Annotated in this window: 14 protein-coding genes; 7 read left to right on the top strand and 7 right to left on the bottom strand. The window is 70.9% G+C overall.

Going from position 1 to position 19059, the window contains the following annotated elements; translation table 11 throughout:
* Positions 1-75: 75 nt before the first annotated feature.
* From BLU77_RS09450 to BLU77_RS09430, 5 genes are read right to left on the bottom strand one after another with little or no spacing between them, the layout of a single operon-like run.
* A complete protein-coding gene (locus BLU77_RS09450) occupies positions 76-1716 on the bottom strand; it encodes a GAF domain-containing sensor histidine kinase (protein ID WP_089772697.1) in 1641 nt (546 codons plus the stop codon).
* Positions 1713-3539 carry a thiol reductant ABC exporter subunit CydC gene (gene cydC / locus BLU77_RS09445; RefSeq protein WP_089772696.1) on the bottom strand — a complete coding sequence of 609 codons (1827 nt, stop codon included), beginning with the start codon at positions 3537-3539 and terminating at the stop codon, positions 1713-1715. The genes BLU77_RS09450 and cydC overlap by 4 nt, the downstream gene beginning before the upstream one ends.
* Positions 3536-5242, bottom strand: coding sequence for a thiol reductant ABC exporter subunit CydD (gene cydD, locus BLU77_RS09440; RefSeq protein ID WP_089772695.1), 1707 nt, complete (start codon positions 5240-5242; stop codon positions 3536-3538). Before cydD ends, cydC begins: the two co-directional genes overlap by 4 nt.
* A complete protein-coding gene (gene cydB, locus BLU77_RS09435; protein WP_089772694.1) occupies positions 5239-6276 on the bottom strand; it encodes a cytochrome d ubiquinol oxidase subunit II in 1038 nt (345 codons plus the stop codon). The genes cydD and cydB overlap by 4 nt, the downstream gene beginning before the upstream one ends.
* A gap of 9 nt (positions 6277-6285) precedes the next feature.
* Positions 6286-7779 carry a cytochrome ubiquinol oxidase subunit I gene (locus BLU77_RS09430; RefSeq protein ID WP_089772693.1) on the bottom strand — a complete coding sequence of 498 codons (1494 nt, stop codon included), beginning with the start codon at positions 7777-7779 and terminating at the stop codon, positions 6286-6288.
* Positions 7780-8216: 437 nt separating this feature from the next.
* Here BLU77_RS09430 and BLU77_RS09425 point away from each other — a divergent pair, with 437 nt between their 5' ends.
* On the top strand, positions 8217-11333 hold the full coding sequence (locus tag BLU77_RS09425) for an Rne/Rng family ribonuclease (RefSeq protein WP_425441214.1): 3117 nt from the start codon (positions 8217-8219) through the stop codon (positions 11331-11333).
* Positions 11334-11381: 48 nt separating this feature from the next.
* Here the strand turns inward: BLU77_RS09425 and BLU77_RS09420 are convergent, their stop codons facing one another.
* Positions 11382-13436, bottom strand: coding sequence for a hypothetical protein (locus BLU77_RS09420; RefSeq protein ID WP_089772692.1), 2055 nt, complete (start codon positions 13434-13436; stop codon positions 11382-11384).
* Positions 13437-13500: 64 nt separating this feature from the next.
* A complete protein-coding gene (locus tag BLU77_RS09415) occupies positions 13501-14238 on the bottom strand; it encodes a Type 1 glutamine amidotransferase-like domain-containing protein (RefSeq protein ID WP_089772691.1) in 738 nt (245 codons plus the stop codon).
* Between the two features lie 316 nt (positions 14239-14554).
* On the opposite strand from BLU77_RS09415, the gene rplU reads away from it, so the two are divergent.
* The 6 genes from rplU to BLU77_RS09385 all read left to right on the top strand — a co-directional run bounded on the left by rplU (position 14555) and on the right by BLU77_RS09385 (position 19058).
* A complete protein-coding gene (rplU, locus tag BLU77_RS09410) occupies positions 14555-14875 on the top strand; it encodes a 50S ribosomal protein L21 (protein ID WP_089772690.1) in 321 nt (106 codons plus the stop codon).
* Positions 14876-14936: 61 nt separating this feature from the next.
* Positions 14937-15194 (top strand): 50S ribosomal protein L27, encoded by a 258-nt coding sequence (gene rpmA / locus BLU77_RS09405; RefSeq protein WP_089772689.1) that lies wholly within the window; start codon positions 14937-14939, stop codon positions 15192-15194.
* Positions 15195-15294: 100 nt separating this feature from the next.
* Positions 15295-16827 carry a GTPase ObgE gene (gene obgE / locus BLU77_RS09400; protein ID WP_089772688.1) on the top strand — a complete coding sequence of 511 codons (1533 nt, stop codon included), beginning with the start codon at positions 15295-15297 and terminating at the stop codon, positions 16825-16827.
* Positions 16824-17969 carry a glutamate 5-kinase gene (gene proB / locus BLU77_RS09395; RefSeq protein ID WP_089772687.1) on the top strand — a complete coding sequence of 382 codons (1146 nt, stop codon included), beginning with the start codon at positions 16824-16826 and terminating at the stop codon, positions 17967-17969. Before obgE ends, proB begins: the two co-directional genes overlap by 4 nt.
* Positions 17970-18046: 77 nt before the next feature.
* Entirely contained in the window at positions 18047-18619 is a 573-nt protein-coding gene (locus BLU77_RS09390; RefSeq protein WP_089773108.1) for an RNA polymerase sigma factor, read from the top strand.
* Positions 18612-19058 carry a hypothetical protein gene (locus BLU77_RS09385; RefSeq protein ID WP_089772686.1) on the top strand — a complete coding sequence of 149 codons (447 nt, stop codon included), beginning with the start codon at positions 18612-18614 and terminating at the stop codon, positions 19056-19058. Before BLU77_RS09390 ends, BLU77_RS09385 begins: the two co-directional genes overlap by 8 nt.
* Position 19059: the final 1 nt, after the last annotated feature.

The raw sequence follows: 19059 nt of genomic DNA, 5'->3' as shown, positions 1-19059 counted from the left end.
CGATCGACGGGAATACGTCGAGCTGAGTGCCCATGGCCCGCGGCTCGACGCATTCCCGTCGAGTGGGAGCGCACCTCAGGGGAGGTCGGCGGTCCAGGTGAGGACGGCGCCGCCGGCCCTGCCAGCCCCGCCCGCGCCGGTCTGGCCAGACCCGACGGTGGTCAGCGTGCACCGTCCGCCGTGGCGGCGGGCTCGTCCGGCGAGGTTCGCCAGCCCGGAGCGACGGTCGGTGGCCGGGTCGGGCCCCACACCGTCGTCGGTGATCGTGATGGTGAACTGGCCGTCGTCGGCGACCAGGGCCACCTGCACGTGCTCGGCGCGGGCATGCCGGGCCGCATTGGCGAACCCTTCTCGAACCACAGCCATGACGTCGTCGGCCAGGTCCTCCCTCGCCTGCAGAGCGGCCGCGGTCGCCTCGTCGAACGAGAGCGCCACCGCCAGGCCCAGGTCGGATCGCGCGAGTGCTACCTCCCGGTTCACCCGCTCGGTCACCGGTGCGTTCTCCGCGTCGGTGCGTAGTGCATGCACGATCCGCCGGATCTGCCCGACCGCGCTGTCCACCCCGTCCAGGGCCGCTTCCAGATCACCGGCCACCGCCTCCTCCACCCCGCCGCCCGGCTCGAGGAACCGCTGCTGGGCCTGCCCGAGCCGCAGCCCGGTGGCGAACAGGTGCTGGATCGCCAGGTCGTGCAGGTCCCGCGCGATGCGGCTGCGCTCCGAGAGTAAGGCAGCGAGGTCCTGCGCCTGCCGCGACTCCGAGAGCGTGATCGCCAGAGCGGCCTGCCGGGCGATCGACTCGGCGATGGTCAACTCGTTCTCGGTGAACTCGGGCGCACCGGTGCGCCGTAGCAGGATCAGCACACCGATACCGTTCTCACCGGCCATCAGCGGCGCGTACAGCGACGGCCCGTACCTGCCGAACTGCGGCACACGCAGGTTCCGGGCCCGGGCGAAGGAGTCCACGATGATCCCGTGGCCGTCCCGGAGCACGGTCATGGCACGCCCGGTCGGCGGCATCACGATGCCGACCAGATCACCCACCGGGTCGCCGTCGGCGAACTCGATCACCCAGTCCTCACCCAGTCCGGGGAGCACGATCACGGCCGTGTCGGCGTGCGCGACCTGCCGCACCCGCGCCGCGATCAGCCCGAGCGCCTCCTCGATGTCTGTTCCGGAGAGCAGGGTGGTGGTGATCTCCTGCCCGACGGCGAGCCACCGTTCCCGGGTGCGCGCCGCCGCGTAGAGGCGTGCGTTCTGCACAGCGATGCCCGCCGCGGCTGCGAGGAGTCGCACCTGGTCGGCATCGTCGTCGGTGAACGGTTCGGCTTTGCCGGCCAGGTAGAGCCGACCGTAGGTGTGGTCTCGCACCCGCACCTGTACCCCCAGGAAGCGGGCGGTGCGTGGGTGCCCGGGCGGAAGGTCGGCGAACCGCGGGTGGTCGATCAGGTCCTCGAGGAGCAACGGTTCGGGCCCAATCGCCTCCAGCACCTCGACTCCGTGCGGGTGGGTGAGCAGGGCGCGCACGTCCGGGGCATCGCCGGTCTCCAGGTGCGTTTCCACCTCGCCGGCGGCGTCCAGCACCCCGATCGCGGCGTAGGGCGCCCCGGTGAGATCGGCTGCCGCCTCCACCACGTTGCGCAGCACCTCGTGCAGCTCCAGGTGTGAGGTCACCGAGAGCACGGCGTTCAGCATCCCGTTCCCTGGGCGGCTCGTCATGACACCAGTGTGCGGGATCCGTCGATCCGGATCACCTGATCCGCCGCCTCGCACCCGGTGTGCTGGTGGGTGATCACCAGGACGCCGCGGTCCCGGCCTAGGGTGAGGATGTCGGTCATCAGGGCTGCGGCGGTGGCCGGGTCGAGGTGCTCGGTGGGTTCGTCCAGGATGAGCAGGGGAGCCGGGCTGAGCAGGGCTCGGGCCAGCAGCAGCCGACGGCGTTCCCCACCCGAGAGGGTCGGTGCACCCACGATGGTGTCCAGCCCGTGCGGGAGCCGGCTCACCAGGGTGCTCAGGCCCACCCGGGCGAGGGCGTCCTCGGCCTCCGCACTACTCACGTCCCCACGGGCCACCCGTAGGTTCTCCAGCACGGTGGTCTCGAACAGGTGCGCGTCCTCGGCGGTGAAGGTCACCACCTCGGTAGGTGCGCCACCGGTGATGTCGAGCGTGCCGACCACCGGAGGGATCAGGCCGGCGAGCGTGAGTGCCAGTGTCGTCTTCCCGGCACCGCTCGGCCCGGCCACCACCACGGCACGGCCGGGCTCCAGGTGGAGGTCGATGCCGGTGACCACGGTCCGACCGTCCCATCCGCACGCCAGGTTCTGAGCCACCACCCCGGCGTGCGGCACGGCACGGCCGGTAGGTGCCGGCGATCGTCGCTCCGGTTGCCCCGGTCCCGACGACGAGTGGCACCTCGCGCGCACCGATGGCCAGTCCGCGGGCGAGGAGCCGGCCGGTCTGGCGGCATCGAGGAGAGCGCGGACGCGCCGGGCCGCGGCGGCGGATCGGGTCAGCTGCACCGCCGCCGCCGGGAGCGCCGCGCTCGCCTCGAAAGCGGCCAGCGGAGTCAGCACCACCACCGCGAGCTCCACCGGGGCCAGTGAACCGCCGGCGGTGGCACCGATCCCGATCAGCAGCGCCGCCACGGTCGCGACCCCGGTGGCGAGCAGCACCAGCGCGTGTGCCGCGGCCGCTGGCCCCGCCGCCCGGTCCCGCCCACGACGCAACCGCTCCTCCACCGCGGCCACGTGCCCTGTGGCCGCGGCGATCCCACCGTTCACCCGCAGCTCGGTGGCCCCGTCCAGCACGGTGGTGACGGCGGCAGAGAGTTCCGCTCGGTCCTCAGTGAGCGCCACCTCGGCGGCGCGCGTGGCCTTCGCGGCCAGCATCGGGGCACCCACTCCGCTGACCAGCAGGCAGAGCGCGAGCACGGCACCGGCGGCGGGGGAGAAAGCGCCCACGAGCAGCACCGATCCCGTGCTCACCACGGCCGCCACGGCGGCGGGTACCAGGGCGCGCACCACCACGTCCCCGATCGCGTCCGCATCCGCACCGAGCCTGCTCAGCAGGTCGCCGCGGCGTAGCCCCAGCACCGCCTCCGCCCGACCCGAGGCGAGTGCGGTGTAGAGCCGTTCGCGCAGCGTCGCGACCCCGCGCAGCGCCACGTCGTGGGAGGTGATCCGGTCGAGGTAGCGGAAGACGCCCCGGGAGATCCCCAGCGCCCGCACCGTCACCACCGCGACGGTGAGGTCCAGCACGTGCGGCATCTGGCTCGCCCGGGCGATCAGCCACGCTGACACCGCGGCCAGACCCACGGCAGCCGAGAGCGTCAGGGATCCCCACGCGATCGCCAGCATGGTCCGACGCCTGTCCACGCCGAGCAGCGGCAGCACCGCACGCACCTGCCGCAGGTCGGCCAGAAGTCGGCCCCGGGCGGTGGTGGGGTCGCCGGAAGTGGCCGGTGCGATCAGGTCTCCGCCCCGGGCGGTGGTGGGGCCGTTCGAGGGCACCGATGCGACCGGATCCCCGCCCCGGGCGGTCATGAGAGGGCCTCCGCCCGTGCCTCGAGCTGCGCGTCCCCACGCACCTCGATCACCGCGTCGCACGCGGCGAGCAGCGTTTCCCGGTGCGCCACCACGATCACCACCCGGCCCTCAGTTGCCGCACCCCGCAGCACCTGGAGCAACTCCGCCTCCGCGACTCCGTCCAGGTGCGCCGTCGGCTCGTCCAGCACCAGCACCGGCGCATCGGAGAGCAGCGCCCGGGTGAGCGCCAGGCGCTGCCGCTGACCGAGCGAGAGACCGACGCCGCCCTGCCCGATCCTGGTGTGCCACCCGCCGGGCAGCCCGGAGACCACGCTATCGAGCCCGGTGGCCCGGGCCGCCCGGGCGAGCTGCGTTCCGCTCGCTGAGGCGGCCTCGGCTGTTTCATTCATCGCCACGTCCTGCCCGAGATACTCGGCCAGGGTTCCTGGCTCCAGCACCGGCCGCTGCGGCACCCAGGACACCCGGGACCACCACTGCTCCGGTGCGATCTCGTCCAGGCGACGGACGCCGTCGGGGGCGTGCACCAGCACCTCGCCCCGGTCCAGGGCGAGCGCACCGAGCAGGGCGAGGACCGCCGTCGACTTCCCCGCACCGTTCGGCCCGTGCAGAGCGGTCACCTGCCCCGCGCGGGCTGTTCCGGTGAGCCCGTCGGGTGCGAGGTGCCCGCGATCGTCGGCCCGCACGCCCACGTCCTGCCAGCTCACCGCCGTCACCCGTGCCGGCGCCGCCTGTGTCCCAGCCGCGGGCAACGGCTCGTCCAGCACCGCGTGCACCCGCTCCGCCGCAGCGAGCCCGTCCGCCGAGGCGTGGAAGTGCACCCCCACCTGACGGATCGGCAGCAGTGCTTCCGGCGCGAGGATCAGCACCGCCAGCCCGGCCTCGAGCCCGACGTCGCCGAACACCAGCCGCAGCCCCACCCCGACCGCCACCGCCGCCACGATCAGGCTCGCGAACAACTCCAGCACGGCTGCGGACAGGAACGCCACCCGCAGCGTGGCCATCGTGCTGCGTCGGGACGCCTGAGCCAGCTCACGCACCCGAGCAACCGGCCCGATCGCGCGGCCGAACGCCTGCAGCGTCGGCAGCCCGGCCAGCAGGTCCAGCAGCTGGGCGCCCAGTCGTTCCTGCTCGGCGAGCCGCCGCTGAGCGTAGGACTGGGTGACCCGCCCGATCAACCACATGAACAGCGGGATCACCGGCAGCAGTCCCACCACCGTCAGCGCGGCCAGCAGGTCCAGGGTGGCCATCAGCACCAGCACCGCGGGCGTGAGCACCGCGGCGAGCAGCAGCTGCGGCAGATACCGGACGAAGTACGGCTCCAACGCGTCCAGACCCCGGGTCAGCGTGGTGGCCGTGGCCGTGCCGCGTGCAGCCAGCCACCGCGGACCGAGGGCCACCGCCCGGTCGAGCACTTGGGCGCGCAGCTCGGCGATCACCCGGGTGGCCGACCGGTGCGCGAACCGTTCGGTCGCCCCCGCCAGCAGAGCCCGCAGCACGAAGAGCGCCGCGGCCCCGGCGATCTCCCCGCGCACCTCGCCCAGCGTGGCCGTGCCGGTGATCACCGGTGCCAGCGCGCCGGCCAGCAGCACCGCCGTGCCCAGCACGCATGCCGTGGTCGCCGCGGTCAGCACCACGGTAAGCAGCAGGTAGACCCGGGCGGCACGTGCCCGGCCCACCAGCCGCGGATCGAACGGTCTCATTCGCCGTCCGCACCGGCACGGGCCGGCAGGCCCGCATGCGGCGGTATCACCTCAGCGGTGAGCCGCTTGCGGAACACCCAGTACGTCCAGCCCTGGTACCCGATGATCAGCGGGGTCAGGAATGCCGACACCCAGGTCATGATCGTCAGTGTGTAGTCGGTGGAGGAGGCGTTCGCGATGGTCAGCGAGTTCGCCGGGTCGTTGATCGCGGGCATCACGTTCGGGAACAGGGTGCCGAAGATCAGCACCACCGCCGCCGCGATCACCAGCGCGCTGGCCCCGAACGCCCAGCCCTCCCGGCGCGCTCGGGTCGCCACCAACACCACGACCAGCCCGACGGCGGCTATCACCACCGCCGCCCAGGTCCAGTCGTGCGCCGAGTGCGCGAGCTGGGTCCACACGGCGAAGGCGCCGGCCACCACTGTGGTGGGCACGGCCAGCAGCGCTGCCAGGCGCCCAGCGCGGTCGCGCATCTCCCCGGCCGTCTTCAACGCCAGGAAGATCGCCCCGTGGGTGGCGAAAAGCAACGTGGTGGTGGCCGCGCCGAGCAGCGCGTAGGGGCTGAGCAGGTCGGTGAGCGAGGAGACCATCTGATGGTCCGCCGTCAGCTCCACCCCGCGCACCAGGTTCGCGAAGGCGAGCCCCCACATGATCGCCGGGATCCAGGAACCGAGGGTGATCGCCCAGTCCCATCGGGCGCGCCACGTATCGTCGTTGATCTTGCCGCGGAACTCGAACGCCACCCCGCGCATGATCAGCGCCGCGAGGATCACCAGCAGCGGCAGGTAGAACCCGGAGAACATCGTGGCGTACCACTCCGGGAAGGCGGCGAAGGTGGCGGCGCCGGCCACGATCACCCAGACCTCGTTGCCGTCCCAGACGGGGCCGATGGTGTTGATGATCAGGCGTCGGTCGGTGTCGTTGCGGCTCAACGGGCGCATCAGCATCCCGACGCCGAAGTCGAACCCCTCGAGCACGAGGTAGCCGAGCCAGAAGAAGGCGACGATGACGAACCAGAGCTGCGGCAGATCCATGATGTGACCTCAGTAGGCGAAGGAAAGGGGAGCGTCGTCGGAGGAGTCCCCGCCGCCGTCGGGACTGTCCGGCCTGTCGGGGCCAGACGCCAGCGCTGGTGAGGTGGCCGCAATCCCTGCCGAGGCGTAGCGCCGCATCAGGGTGAACCAGACCACGGCGAGCACGGTGTAGAGCACGGTGAACGTGACGGTCGCAGCGATCACCTCGCCGGCCACCACAGAGCTGGACACTCCGTCCTGAGTGAGCAGCCGGATCGCATCCACCCCGTTCGGGTCCGGGTTCGGGACCACCACCCAGGGCTGGCGGCCGGTCTCGGTGAAGATCCACCCGAAGGAGGCCGCGACGAACGGCATCGGCAGGGCGAGCAGGCACAGGCGTGCGAACCAGCGGTTCTCGGTGACCCGCCCCCTGCGTAGCAGCCACAGGCCGGCGACGGCCAGTAGGCCGCTGAACACGGCGAATCCGATCATCAACCGGAAGGACCAGTAGGTGAGGGCCAGGTTGGGCTGGTAGTCGACGCCCTCGCCGTAGGCGGCCTCGTACTCGGTCTGCAGGTCCTGCACGCCGGGCAGGTAGCCGTCGAAGTCGCCGGTGCCGAGGAAACTGGTCAGGCCGGGCACGGTGAGGATGTGATCGACCCCTTCGCAGGAGTTGGACAGGTCGCCGATGGTCAGGATCGAGAACGCGGCGCCGTTCTCGCCCTCGCAGAGCGCCTCGGCGGCGGACATTTTCATCGGCTGCTGCTCGTACATGAGCTTGGCCTGCCAGTCACCGCTGGCTGCGACCCCGGCGCCGGCGATCACGATCGTGACCATGCCCAGGATGGCTGCGGGGCGATAGATCGTACGGGCGGTCTCCCGGTCCCCGGCGCGGACCGACTTCACGATCCACCAGCCCGCCACGCCGGCGACGAAGGTACCGCCCACCAGCAGTGCTGAGGCGACGGTGTGACTGTAGGCGGCGAGCAGCGTGTTGTTGGTCATGACGGCGCCGAAGTCGGTCATCTCGGCCCGGCCGGTGCTCTCGTTGTAGACGGCGCCGACCGGGTGCTGCATCCACGAGTTCGCCGCCAGGATGAAGTAGGCGGAGATGTTCGTGGCCACGGCCACGATCCAGATGCAGGCCAGGTGCACCTTCTTCGGCAGCTTGTCCCACCCGAAGATCCATAGACCGAGGAAGGTGGACTCGAAGAAGAAGGCCGCCAGCCCCTCGATCGCCAATGGAGCGCCGAATACGTCTCCGACGAATCGGGAGTACTCGCTCCAATTCATCCCGAACTGGAACTCCTGCACGATCCCGGTGACCACCCCGAGTGCGAAGTTGATCAGCAACAGCTTGCCGAAGAACTTCGTGAGCTTCAGCCACGACTCGTTGCCGGTACGCACCCACATCGTCTGCATGATCGCCACCAGCGGTGCCAGACCGATCGTGAGCGGCACGAAGATGAAGTGGTAGACGGTGACGATGGCGAACTGCCATCGAGCGAGATCGAGGGTGTCCACGCGGGTGCGTCCTTCCGTGGGGTGTGCTTCTCACGGTAGGCGCGTCATGGCGCCGATCTCCGGGACGAAGGTCCCAGCCGACCGCGGATCTGCAGGTCCGCCTCGTGGCGACGTCCCCCGCTGGTGACCTCTCCTGTGCGATACTCCTCGTGGTGACCGGCTCGATCCATACCTGCCGGGAGCCCGGTGACATCGGCAAAGGTAGTTGGGGTCATGGAGTACGCGCCGCCTCAGGTGGCGGGCGCGGCCCAGGACCGACCACCCGGCGAACGTGCCCCCATGGTGCGTGATGGCACTGGCAGACGGTCAACGCGAGCAGATCGCGAGGCCCGAGCACCAAGGACTTTTTGACGGTTCGCTTCACCGAAGGCGGCCGACGAACCGCCCTCGGACATCAGGTGGGTATGGCTGGTGTCCGACGGCCTGGGGAATTACCCGTGTCAGACGAACACCAGAACATCAGCACCAGCGCGACCGACCACGAGGGTGTGGAGCAGCCGCGCAAGCGCCGTTCCCGCCGCGCGACCGCACCGGCCATGACGCCGGACGCGCCGACCACGTCGCCAGATCCCGTGCAGGAGGTGCCCGCGCCCGAGCCGACGAGTGAGCCTGCCCCGCAAGCCGCTGAGCCACCTGCTGAGCCCGCCGCCGAGAAGCCGAAGCGTGCCCCGCGCAAGCGTGCGCCGAAGAAGAGCGCCGATCCGGCCCCCGCCGAGACCGCGAGCACCGACGAGGCACCCACCGAGAAGGCCGCGCCCGATACGGCTCCCGCGAGCGCTCCGACGCCGGAGGTGCCGGCGACCGACGACGCCCCGGCCGAGCAGGCTCCGGCACCTACGCGCAAGCGCGGCGGACGCCGCGCCGTCTCCGGCGGCGGTACCCCTGAACCGGCACCCGCCCTCGATGTCTTCGCCGCCTTCGGCGTGCAGCGGGACGAGGATGAGGAAGACGCCGCCACCACCGCGGCCCCGCAGCTCGATCTGGACGTGCCCGCCCGCGACGAGGCTCCGGCCGCCGACGCGGCAGTGGAGAACGACGAGGACGAGGACGAGGACGAGCAGAACGCCGCGGAGCAGAACGAGGACGACGAGCCGCGCCTGCCCGCCACCGCACTGCTGTTCCAGGCGCCGGACACCTCTCGCGGCCGTCGTCGCCGCCGGTCCACCGACGCCGACGTCTCCACCGAGACCGCTGACTCACCTCGCGAGCAGGAGGCCGGCGACGACGAGACGCCGGACTCCTCCGCCAAGCCCACGAAGAAGAAGGGCAAGGGAGGCTCCCGTAAGAAGGGTGCTCGCCAGTCCGACTCCGACGCTGAGCAGCAGGTCGAGGATGGTTCGGCCGACGACCAGTCCACCGACGAGACTGCAGACTCCGGTGAGGCAGACGGCTCCGGCTCCTCCGGAGGGGGGAAGCGCCGTCGCCGGCGTGGTGGCCGTGGCCGCCGCAAGACCGGCGGGAACGGCGACTCCGGGCAGGACCAGGACTCCGCCGAGGGCGAGGGCCCTTCGGGTGATGACAGCAAGGGCTCGGACTCGGACAACTCGGGTGGCTCGGACGCCGAGAACGGTGCGGACGGCTCCGGTGACGGCGACGGAAGCGGTTCCTCCCGCCGTCGGCGCCGGCGTCGCAGCCGTGGTTCCAGGGGTGGCGACGACTCCGGCTCGGCCAAGGACGAGGTGACCGCGCTCAAGGGATCCACCCGCCTGGAGGCCAAGCGTCAGCGACGTCGCGAGGGCCGGGACTCCAACCGGCGCCGCTCCATCATCACCGAGGCTGAGTTCCTCGCCCGCCGTGAGTCCGTGGACCGGTCGATGGTGGTGCGTGAGCGCGACGGGCGCACTCAGATCGCCGTGCTCGAGGACGACGTGCTCGTGGAGCACTACGTGGCCCGCAAGACGCAGAGCTCGATGGTCGGCAACGTGTATCTGGGCCGGGTGCAGAACGTGCTGCCCTCCATGGAAGCGGCGTTCGTGGATCTCGGCAAGGGGCGCAACGCCGTCTTGTATGCCGGCGAGGTGAACTGGGACGCCGCTGGTCTGGAAGGACAGCCGCGCCGCATCGAGCAGGCGCTCTCCTCCGGCGACTCCGTGCTCGTGCAGGTCACCAAGGACCCGATCGGCCACAAGGGTGCCCGCCTGACGGCGCAGGTCACCCTCGCAGGTCGCTTCCTGGTGCTGGTGCCCTCGGGTTCCATGACCGGGATCTCCCGCAAGCTCCCGGACACCGAGCGCAACCGCCTGAAGAAGCTGCTCAAGGAGATCGTCCCGGACGGGCAGGGCGTGATCGTGCGCACCGCCGCCGAGGGCGCCAGCGAGGACGCGCTGCGTCGTGACGTGGAGCGGCTCACCAAGCAGTGGGACGACATCCAGACCAAGGTGAACCGCAAGTCCACCAACGCCCCGGTGCTGCTCAAGGGCGAGCCCGAGCTCTCCACCCGCGTGGTGCGGGACGTCTTCAACGAGGACTTCAAGAAGCTCGTGGTGGCCGGAGACGACGCCTGGAAGACCATCTCCGAGTACGTGGAGACCGTCGCCCCCGACCTGACCGAGCGACTCAGCCAGTGGACCGAGTCCAAGGACGTCTTCGCCGCGTACCGGATCGACGAGCAGCTCGCCAAGGGCATGGACCGCAAGGTGTTCCTGCCCTCGGGTGGGTCGCTGGTGATCGACCGTACCGAAGCGATGACCGTGGTGGACGTGAACACCGGCAAGTTCACCGGATCCGGCGGCACGCTGGAGGAGACGGTCACCAAGAACAACCTCGAGGCGGCCGAGGAGATCGTGCGCCAGCTCCGGCTGCGCGACATCGGCGGCATCATCGTGGTCGACTTCATCGACATGGTGCTGGAAGCCAACCGCGACTTGGTGATGCGGCGGCTGGTGGAGTGCCTGGGGCGGGATCGCACTCGCCATCAGGTGGCCGAGGTGACCTCGCTGGGCCTGGTGCAGATGACCCGTAAGCGGGTCGGCCAGGGCCTCGTGGAGGCGTTCAGCGAGACCTGCGAGCACTGCAACGGCCGCGGTTTCCTGGTGCACTCGGACCCCGTGGAGTCCAAGGACAAGGGAGCCGGCTCCGACAACGGTTCGGACGGTTCCGGACGTTCCGGACGCCGTCGCAAGAACCGGCAGGACAAGCCGGCCACGCCCGAGCCCGAGGTGGACCCGGAGAAGCAGGCGCAGGTGCGTGCCACGTTGGCCACGATCGCTGCGGCGGCCGCTCACGCGCACGAGCACGAGCAGCACCCCGAGGGTGACAGCGACGCCGGTGATGCGAGCAGCGCGGGCGCATCGGCCCCGACGGACGCTCCCGAGTCCGAAGCACCGACAGGGGACACGACTTCCTCAGGCGACCCAACAGGGGACGGCGGTGAGCCCGATGCCCCGAAAGGGGACAGCGCGGACTCAGGAGCCCCCACCGGGGACACGGCTGAGCCGAGCGCTGCGGAGGTGGATGCCGTGGATCCGGTGAGCCACGCCGAGGCACCGGCTGACGTGGCGACCCCGTCCGGCGATCCGGCCACCGTCGAGGGCGAGCCGGGTCCCGGGCTCTAGGTCAGCGATCGACGACGCCTGCGCGCGGTGACGGCCCTCGGGTCGCGGTCAGCGGGTGGTCTGGGCCATCCGGCGCTGCCACCACGACCGGGCCAGGACGGGAAACACTGCGAGCGCGAGCAACGTGAGCAACCCGGCGGTCGCCACCGTCCAACCACCCAGGGTGATCGGCGTGGTCACCGCGGCCCAGAATCCGAGGATCAGCAGGCCACGCGAGGCGGGACCGGTGGAGCGAGCCCGGCTCGTCGGTGAGGCGTCCGTGAAGACATCGTCAGTGGGCAGCACGCGCGTGGCATAGGTGTCGCCCACGGTGAGCCCGGCCGTCTCGGCGAACCCGGCGAGGCTGGTCAGATCGTCGGACGGGACCCAGTGGTCGAACGGCAGCACAGCACGCCAGCGCCCGGTGCGATCCACCAGCGCCACTGCCCACGGACCGCCGTCGTCCATCAGGCGACGCATGGCCACCACACCTCGCTCGGTGTCGTGCGGACCAGCGACCCACGCCTCGTGCCCGCCCGGTCCGCGCACGCCGAGATCGCTGCCGTCATACAGCAACGCAGTGCGGCGTGCGAACCCGCGCGTACGACCCGAGCTCCTGCCGGGGTGGTAGACCGCTGCCGGGCGTCGCGCTCGCCGGTCCCGGAGGAGTTCGTAGCACCACCACAGCCACGGTTCGATCACGGCCGCGACCGCCCACAGCACGCACAGGCGGATGAACCACGTCTCGGCGAGCAGATAGGCGCTCCCGATGCCACCGATCACGATCGCCCAGGCTGCTGGGCCGCGGAGCACCCAGTTCGCCGGGGACGCGGGCCCGGTGTCGCCGCGCCAGAACCGCCGCCGTTTCGCCCGGCGCTTGTACGCCACCGTTGGCCGGGTGCCGCCGCCGCGGTACTCCTGCAGATGCGGCGCCGGCCGCAGCAGGTCGATGAGCGGTTCGGGGTCGAACCCGGTCGCCCCCGGTGACGCGAGGGAGCGTGGCGCCACGCCTCCCTGCGGCATCATCGCCTGCTGAGCACGTGAGCGCCAGCCGCTCGGCGCCTGAAGCGGGCCTGCGCTGGGTGGGTGCATCACGCCGCGCCGGATCGGCACACCGAGAAGAGCGGCGCCCTGGGTAAACCCGGCGGTATCGAGGCCCCACACCAGCAGGTCCCGCGCTCGGAGCTGCTCGGCGGCCGGCACGGTGGCCCGGTACTGGCCCACCTGGTACTCCGGTTGCGTCAGCCAGTCCGCCACCGCGACGGCGCCCAGGCTGTACCCGGACTCGGAACAGAAGTGGATCACGCCGAGCTCGTCGTACAGGGGGACCGGCGCCCACCGCTCGGCGGGGTCGTACCCGGCGAGCACGTCGCGCGGGGTGGGCGGGCTCACGTGCATCAGGGAGGCGATCGGTTCCTCCTCGCCGATCACCCGCACGCCTGCGCTGGTGGTGATCTGCACCCGGCCGGAGCTGAACAGCACCCGCGCCCGACGGGCCCACCGCCGCTGCGGGGCGGCACGGGCGGACGAGCGCAGTTCGATCCGGCCGCTGCCCGCCGGGTTGAGCGGCATCGCGGGGCGCTCGAAGTCCCAGACAGCGGCGGTGAACACGCAGGTGATGTGGTCGGCGGCACGGGCTGCCTCGGCCACCTCACCGGCCAGCATCAGCCGGTGCATCCCACCCGAGGGGTAGGTGCCCGCCGGCGGAAGTCGCGAGGCGGCCGCTTCGAGCCGCCCGACGGCCGGCCCCAGCAGCGTACGGAAGCCGTAGACCGGCTCGTCGTCGGGGTTCTCAGCCGCCGGTGTGCTGCCGACAGGAGCGTCGGGCCCCATCGTCGGTTCACCCCAGGAGGTGACGGTGGGCATTGCCAGCGTGCGGGACTCGACCTCGCTGAGCTGCCAACCGCTCAACCGTTGCTCAGCCAGTGACAGGCCGCTGGCGAGCCGGGTGAAGGTCTCCCGGAGCCCCTGCTGCTGCGTGGGCAGCACCGCCAGCAGCTCGGTGACGCTGCGGCGCGCCTCGTCCACGGCCGAACGTGCCTGGTCGAACGGGTCACCGCCACGCGCCAGCAGCAGCTGGGTGGCAGTGTGCGGCCGGGTGGGGCGGATCGGGGCATCAGTCATCGTGCTCCCAACCTAGCGGCCGAGCAGGTCCGGACCGTTGCGTCGCGATGGGGAGTTCGGCCCGTCAGCGGGCGGTCAGATCCCGCGGTTCCCAGCGCTCCTCCTGCACCTGCCCGGTCGCGTCCCGCAGCACCCGGTAGGCGCCCTTCCCGGGTCGCTCCGTGACTGCCTCCACGAGCGAGGTGCCTTCGTAGACCAGGCCGACGCCGTCGTCGGTGCAGTGAGTCTCGCCGAGGGTGCCCTCGGCCACGAGGGCATGGACGAGCGGCCGACGGCGTTCCTCACTGTCGTAGTGCACGCCGTTGGCGTAGGGCAACAGTCCCAGCCCGTTCGTGACGGGGCGCAGCTCGGGGCCGAAGGAGTCGGTGGTCCCACCGGTGAACCAGCAGATCGAGCCTGCGCTCACCCCCGCGAGCACCACGCCGGACTCCCAGACGCGCCTGACGATCTCGTCCAGGCCGTGCACGCGCCACACGGCGAGCAGGTTCGCCACCGAGCCGCCGTCCACCCAGACCACGTCCTGGGTGAGCAGCGTGGCCTCGATGTCCTCCACGTTCGGCATGGTGAACAGCCGCAACGGCGTGACGTCGTATCCCGCGACGCGCCCCGCCTCGGACATGGCGGCGATCCGCCAGTCCTGGTCACCGCCCGCCGTGCCCACATAGGACAGCCGCGGTGCACGCCCGGCCACCCCGGAACGTTCGACGGCATGGTGCACCAGCGCGTCGAACTCCAGCCGGGTGCGGTGCCCGGGGCGGTAACCTCCGGAGGTGGCGACGATCGTGGGCTTCGAGGCGGGCACAACAAGCTCCTGTCGAGCGACGGTGGCGGGGCCGCCAGCCTACTGACCGGTGTGGGGTGCCTTTTCGTCGTAGATCGGCGATCGTGCGACGCTAGTGCACCCCACGGCCGGATCCGGACCGCAAGAGAGGTCCAGGTCACGCACGTGTGGTTTGCTCATCGGGGCAGGCGTCGCGTAATCTTGAGCGTCGGTGCGTAAAGCACCGCCATCCCGTGCGCGCCTACGAAGGCGCCGGTCGCTGACCTTTGGTTGCACCAGCAACTCGGCAGCCGCGTTGATGCAAGCGCACGGGTGCCCCAGCAGTCTGACGACAGAGATGAGCAGGAACGTGGTGTACGCGATCGTGAAGGCCGGCGGCCGACAGGAGAAGGTGTCCGTCGGCGACATCGTCGTCGTGGACCGGATCTCCGGGACCTCGGGCGACTCCGTGGAGCTCGAGCCGGTCCTGCTCGTCGATGGTGACAAGGTCACCTCCGACGCCAAGGGCCTCGAGAAGGTGACGGTGACCGCAGAGATCGTCCGGGACGACAAGGGCAAGAAGATCTCCATCGTCAAGTACAAGAACAAGACCGGGTACCGCAAGCGCATGGGGCACCGCCAGAAGCTGACCCGCCTCAAGGTCACCGGCATCAAGTAATCCCGAGCACGGCGAGCCAGGTCGCCATCTCGGATCCGGACATACGAACGAAAGGGTCACCATGGCATCAAAGAAGGGCGTCTCCTCTTCCAAGAACGGGCGCGACTCCAATGCCCAGCGCCTCGGCGTCAAGCGCTTCGGCGGACAGGCCGTCAAGGCCGGCGAGATCATCGTGCGCCAGCGTGGTACACACTTCCACCCGGGCCTGAACGTGGGCCGCGGCGGCGATGACACCCTCTTCGCCCTGCAGCCGGGCGCCGTGCAGTTCGGCCAGCGGCGTGGCCGCAAGGTCGTCGACATCGTCGCGGCCGAGGTCTGAGCACACTTTTCCTGACGGCGGGGGTGCAGCGGCTGAGTCGCTGTGCCCCCGCCGTTTTCGCATGAGGGTGGCACCGTCCACCCGCACGGAGGGATGAACCATGGCCAGCTTCGTCGACCGCGTGGTGGTCCACGCCCGCGGTGGTGACGGTGGCCACGGGTGCGCCTCGGTCCACCGCGAGAAGTTCAAGCCGCTCGGCGGCCCGGACGGTGCCAACGGCGGCTCCGGCGGGGACGTGGTGCTCGTGGTCGACCCGCAGGTGACCACCCTGCTCGACTACCACCACCTGCCGCACCGGCGGGCCCAGAACGGCACCCCGGGCATGGGCGACAATCGCACCGGTCGGCACGGTGAGGTGCTCGAGCTGGCGGTACCGGACGGCACCGTGGTGAAGACCCGTGAGGGTGAGGTGCTCGCCGACATGGTGGGCTCCGGTACCCGGTTCGTCGCCGCCGAAGGGGGCCGTGGTGGGCTCGGCAACGCCGCCCTCGCCTCGCCCAAGCGCAAGGCACCCGGTTTCGCGCTGCTGGGTGAGCCCGGCCAGGAACGTGACCTGGTGCTCGAGCTGAAGACAGTGGCCGATGTGGCGCTGGTGGGATACCCGAGCGCCGGGAAGTCTTCCCTGATCGCCGCGATCTCCGCCGCCCGGCCGAAGATCGCCGACTACCCGTTCACCACCCTGGTGCCCAACCTCGGTGTGGTCCAGGCCGGGGAGCAGCGCTTCACCGTGGCCGACGTGCCCGGCCTGATCCCCGGGGCCAGCGAGGGCAAGGGACTTGGTCTGGAGTTCCTGCGCCACATCGAACGCTGTGCGGTGATCGTGCATGTGCTCGACTGCGCCACGCTCGAACCGGGCCGTGACCCGATCAGCGACCTGGACGTGATCGAGACCGAGCTCGGCGCCTACGCCGCCGATCTGGGGATCGACGGCGGGCGGGTGCCGCTGGCGGATCGGCCACGGTTGGTGGTGCTGAACAAGATCGACGTGCCCGAGGCGCGGGACCTGGCCGAGCTGGTGCGCCCCGACCTCGAGGAACGCGGCTTGCAGGTGCTGGAGATCTCGACGGCGTCCCACGAAGGGCTACGACCACTCACCTTTGCGCTCGCCGCGCTGGTGACCCGTGCCCGCGCCGAGGCGCCGGCACCCGAGGCCACCCGGACGGTGCTCCGTCCGCGTGCGGTGAACGAGAAGTCCTTCACCGTCACGCGCCGCCAGAGCGACCACGTCTACTACCTGGTACGCGGCGACAAACCGGAGCGGTGGGTGCGCCAGACCGACTTCGCCAACGACGAAGCGGTCGGGTATCTGGCCGATCGGCTCGCCAAGCTGGGAGTCGAGGACGAGCTCTTCCGCGCCGGCGCCCAGGCGGGTGACGAGGTGGTGATCGGCGACGGCCCGAACGGGGTGGTCTTCGACTGGGAGCCCACCATGGCCGTGGGTGCCGAGCTGCTCGCCGGTCCTCGTGGGAGCGATCTGCGCCTGGAGGAGACTCACCGGCCCACGCGTGCCGAGAAGCGTGCCGCCTTCCACGACAAGATGGACGCCAAGGCGACTGCCCGCGATGAGCTGTGGGCCGACGGGGAGGACTCCGCCGCCGGGGACTGGTCCGACGACTCCGAGGAGGGCCGGTGACGGCGTCGTTACCGGACCGCGCCGCCTTCGCTGACCCGGCACAGGCACAGCGCATCGTGGTCAAGGTGGGCTCTTCCTCGCTCACCGATTCTTCCGGTCGCCTCGACGTGACCCGTCTGTCGGCCCTGGTCGATGTGCTCGCGGCACGGATCGCCGACGGCGGACAGGTCACCCTGGTCTCCTCCGGTGCCATCGCGTCGGCGTTGACCGTGCTGGGGCTGCCCGGCCGTCCGCGCGATCTGTCCCTCGCCCAGGCCGCCGCGAGCGTGGGCCAGGGCCTGCTGATGGCGCACTACACGCGGGCGTTCTCCGTGCACCACCTGCACGTGGGTCAGGTACTGCTCACGGTGGAGGACGTGGTCCGGCGCGGGCACTACCGGAACGCTCAGCGTGCCCTGAACCGGCTGCTCGACCTGGGCGTGGTGCCGATCGTGAACGAGAACGACACGGTGGCCACCCACGAGATCCGGTTCGGCGACAACGACCGCGTCGCGGCCCTGGTGGCGCACCTGACCCAGGCTGACGCCTTGCTGCTGCTCAGCGACGTCGATGCGCTCTACGATGGCCCACCGAGCCGCCCCGGTGCGCAGCGGATCGCCCGCGTGGAGCGTCCCGAGGATCTGGACGGACTGGAGATCACCGCACCCGGCAGCGCCGTGGGCACCGGCGGGATGGTCACCAAGGTGGAAGCCGCCACGATCGCCACCGGGTCTGGTGTGCCGGTGGTGCTCACCAGCGCCGCGAACGCCGCCGCTGCACTGGCCGGTGCGGATGTCGGCACCTGGTTCGCCCCGACCGGCCGGCGGATCCAGAGCAGGCGACTCTGGCTCGCGCACGCCGCTCGGACCCGAGGTCGCGTGATCCTGGACGATGGCGCGGTGCGGGCGATCACGATCGGGAAGAAGTCGTTGCTCGCGGCCGGGGTGATCGGCGCTGACGGTGATTTCGAGGCGGGTGACCCGGTCGAGCTGGTCGGTACCGACGGCACTGTGGTGGCCCGCGGGCTGGTGGGCTACTCCGCGGAGGACCTGCCCGTGCGGATGGGGCGCACCTCCGAACAGCTGGCGGAGATCTTCGGGGACGCCGACACCCGGGCCGTGGTGCACCGCGACGACCTGGTCCAGGTGCGTAGCCCGCGCTGACCGAAATCGGGTGGTGGGTCGGGTGTATCAGAACGCACGAGTTGCACACTTGACCAGGTATGCACACCATTCACCCCATGGCGCGTAACGCGGAGGAGACGGTCTGGTCTTCGGCGGCGCGCCACTTCCGCTGCTGGCGGGACGGCTCCCCGACGGCGATGGACGACCTGGTCCGTGAGCTCACCCCGGTGCTCTGGCAGGTGGTGCGGGCGCAACGCCTGGACACCGAGACGGCCTCGGACGTCGTTCAGTCCACCTGGCTGGCGCTCGTGCGCCGGCCGGAATCCGTGCGCGAGCCGGACGCCGTCGGGGCCTGGCTGATCACCACCGCCCGCAGGGAGGCCTGGCGCGTGACCAAGGCAGGCGCCAAACTCGAACCGATGGAAGAGGTTCCGGAGTTCGGTGAGGGCGCCTCGGCCGAGCACGAGGCGACGACGCGCTGGATGGACGACGTGCTGTGGCGGCTCGTGCGGCAGCTCTCCGAACGCTGTCAGCGTCTGCTCCGGGTCGCTGCGTTCTTGGACCGACCCGACTACCGGAACCTGGCCGGTGAGCTGGGGATGGCCGTGGGCAGCATCGGTCCCACCCGGGCACGATGTCTGGATCGACTCCGATCCATGCTCGCCGCGGAAGGGGTACACCATGCCTGAGGGCGTGCAGCGCGGACCCTCCGAGGCCGACACGTGGGAGTGGATGCGGGGGATGTGGCAGCGTGCGGACCCCGCCCCGACCGGGTTGGTCGACTCGGTGATCGCTGCGATCGCCGCTGAGGACCTCGACGCCGAGCTGCTGAGCCTGCGGCCGGCCGAGCTGGCCGGCGTGCGCGGTGAGGGGGCACAGGTGCTGGAATTCACCTCCGACAGCCTCACGCTGGTGCTGCGGCTCGGCCAGGACGACGACGGGTCGCGGCGGGTGGACGGTTGGGCGGAGGGCATCCGTGAGGTGGCCCTGGTGAACGAGGAATGGTCTCGCACGGTCCAGGTGAGCGCCGCGGGCCGGTTCGAGTTCGACAAGGTGCCTTCCGGACCGGTGCGACTGCGACTACGTTCCGACGAGGGTGCGTACCTGACTCCAGGATTCGAGGTATGAG

The sequence above is a fragment of the Ruania alba genome, from assembly GCF_900105765.1.
In the GTDB taxonomy this organism is placed as follows: Bacteria; Actinomycetota; Actinomycetes; order Actinomycetales; family Beutenbergiaceae; genus Ruania; species Ruania alba.
Note: the sequence above shows the minus strand (reverse complement) of the source record. Positions and strands in the feature narration are given on the sequence as shown.

Bases quoted from the DNA above. Each gene is read 5' to 3' on its own strand.
- BLU77_RS09450 (WP_089772697.1), bottom strand. From the start codon at position 1,716: ATGACGAGCCGCCCAGGGAACGGGATGCTGAACGCCGTGCTCTCGGTG.
- cydC (WP_089772696.1), bottom strand. From the start codon at position 3,539: ATGACCGCCCGGGGCGGGGATCCGGTCGCATCGGTGCCCTCGAACGGC.
- cydD (WP_089772695.1), bottom strand. From the start codon at position 5,242: ATGAGACCGTTCGATCCGCGGCTGGTGGGCCGGGCACGTGCCGCCCGG.
- cydB (WP_089772694.1), bottom strand. From the start codon at position 6,276: ATGGATCTGCCGCAGCTCTGGTTCGTCATCGTCGCCTTCTTCTGGCTC.
- BLU77_RS09420 (WP_089772692.1), bottom strand. From the start codon at position 13,436: ATGACTGATGCCCCGATCCGCCCCACCCGGCCGCACACTGCCACCCAG.
- rplU (WP_089772690.1), top strand. From the start codon at position 14,555: ATGAGCAGGAACGTGGTGTACGCGATCGTGAAGGCCGGCGGCCGACAG.
- rpmA (WP_089772689.1), top strand. From the start codon at position 14,937: ATGGCATCAAAGAAGGGCGTCTCCTCTTCCAAGAACGGGCGCGACTCC.
- obgE (WP_089772688.1), top strand. From the start codon at position 15,295: ATGGCCAGCTTCGTCGACCGCGTGGTGGTCCACGCCCGCGGTGGTGAC.
- BLU77_RS09390 (WP_089773108.1), top strand. From the start codon at position 18,047: ATGGCGCGTAACGCGGAGGAGACGGTCTGGTCTTCGGCGGCGCGCCAC.
- BLU77_RS09385 (WP_089772686.1), top strand. From the start codon at position 18,612: ATGCCTGAGGGCGTGCAGCGCGGACCCTCCGAGGCCGACACGTGGGAG.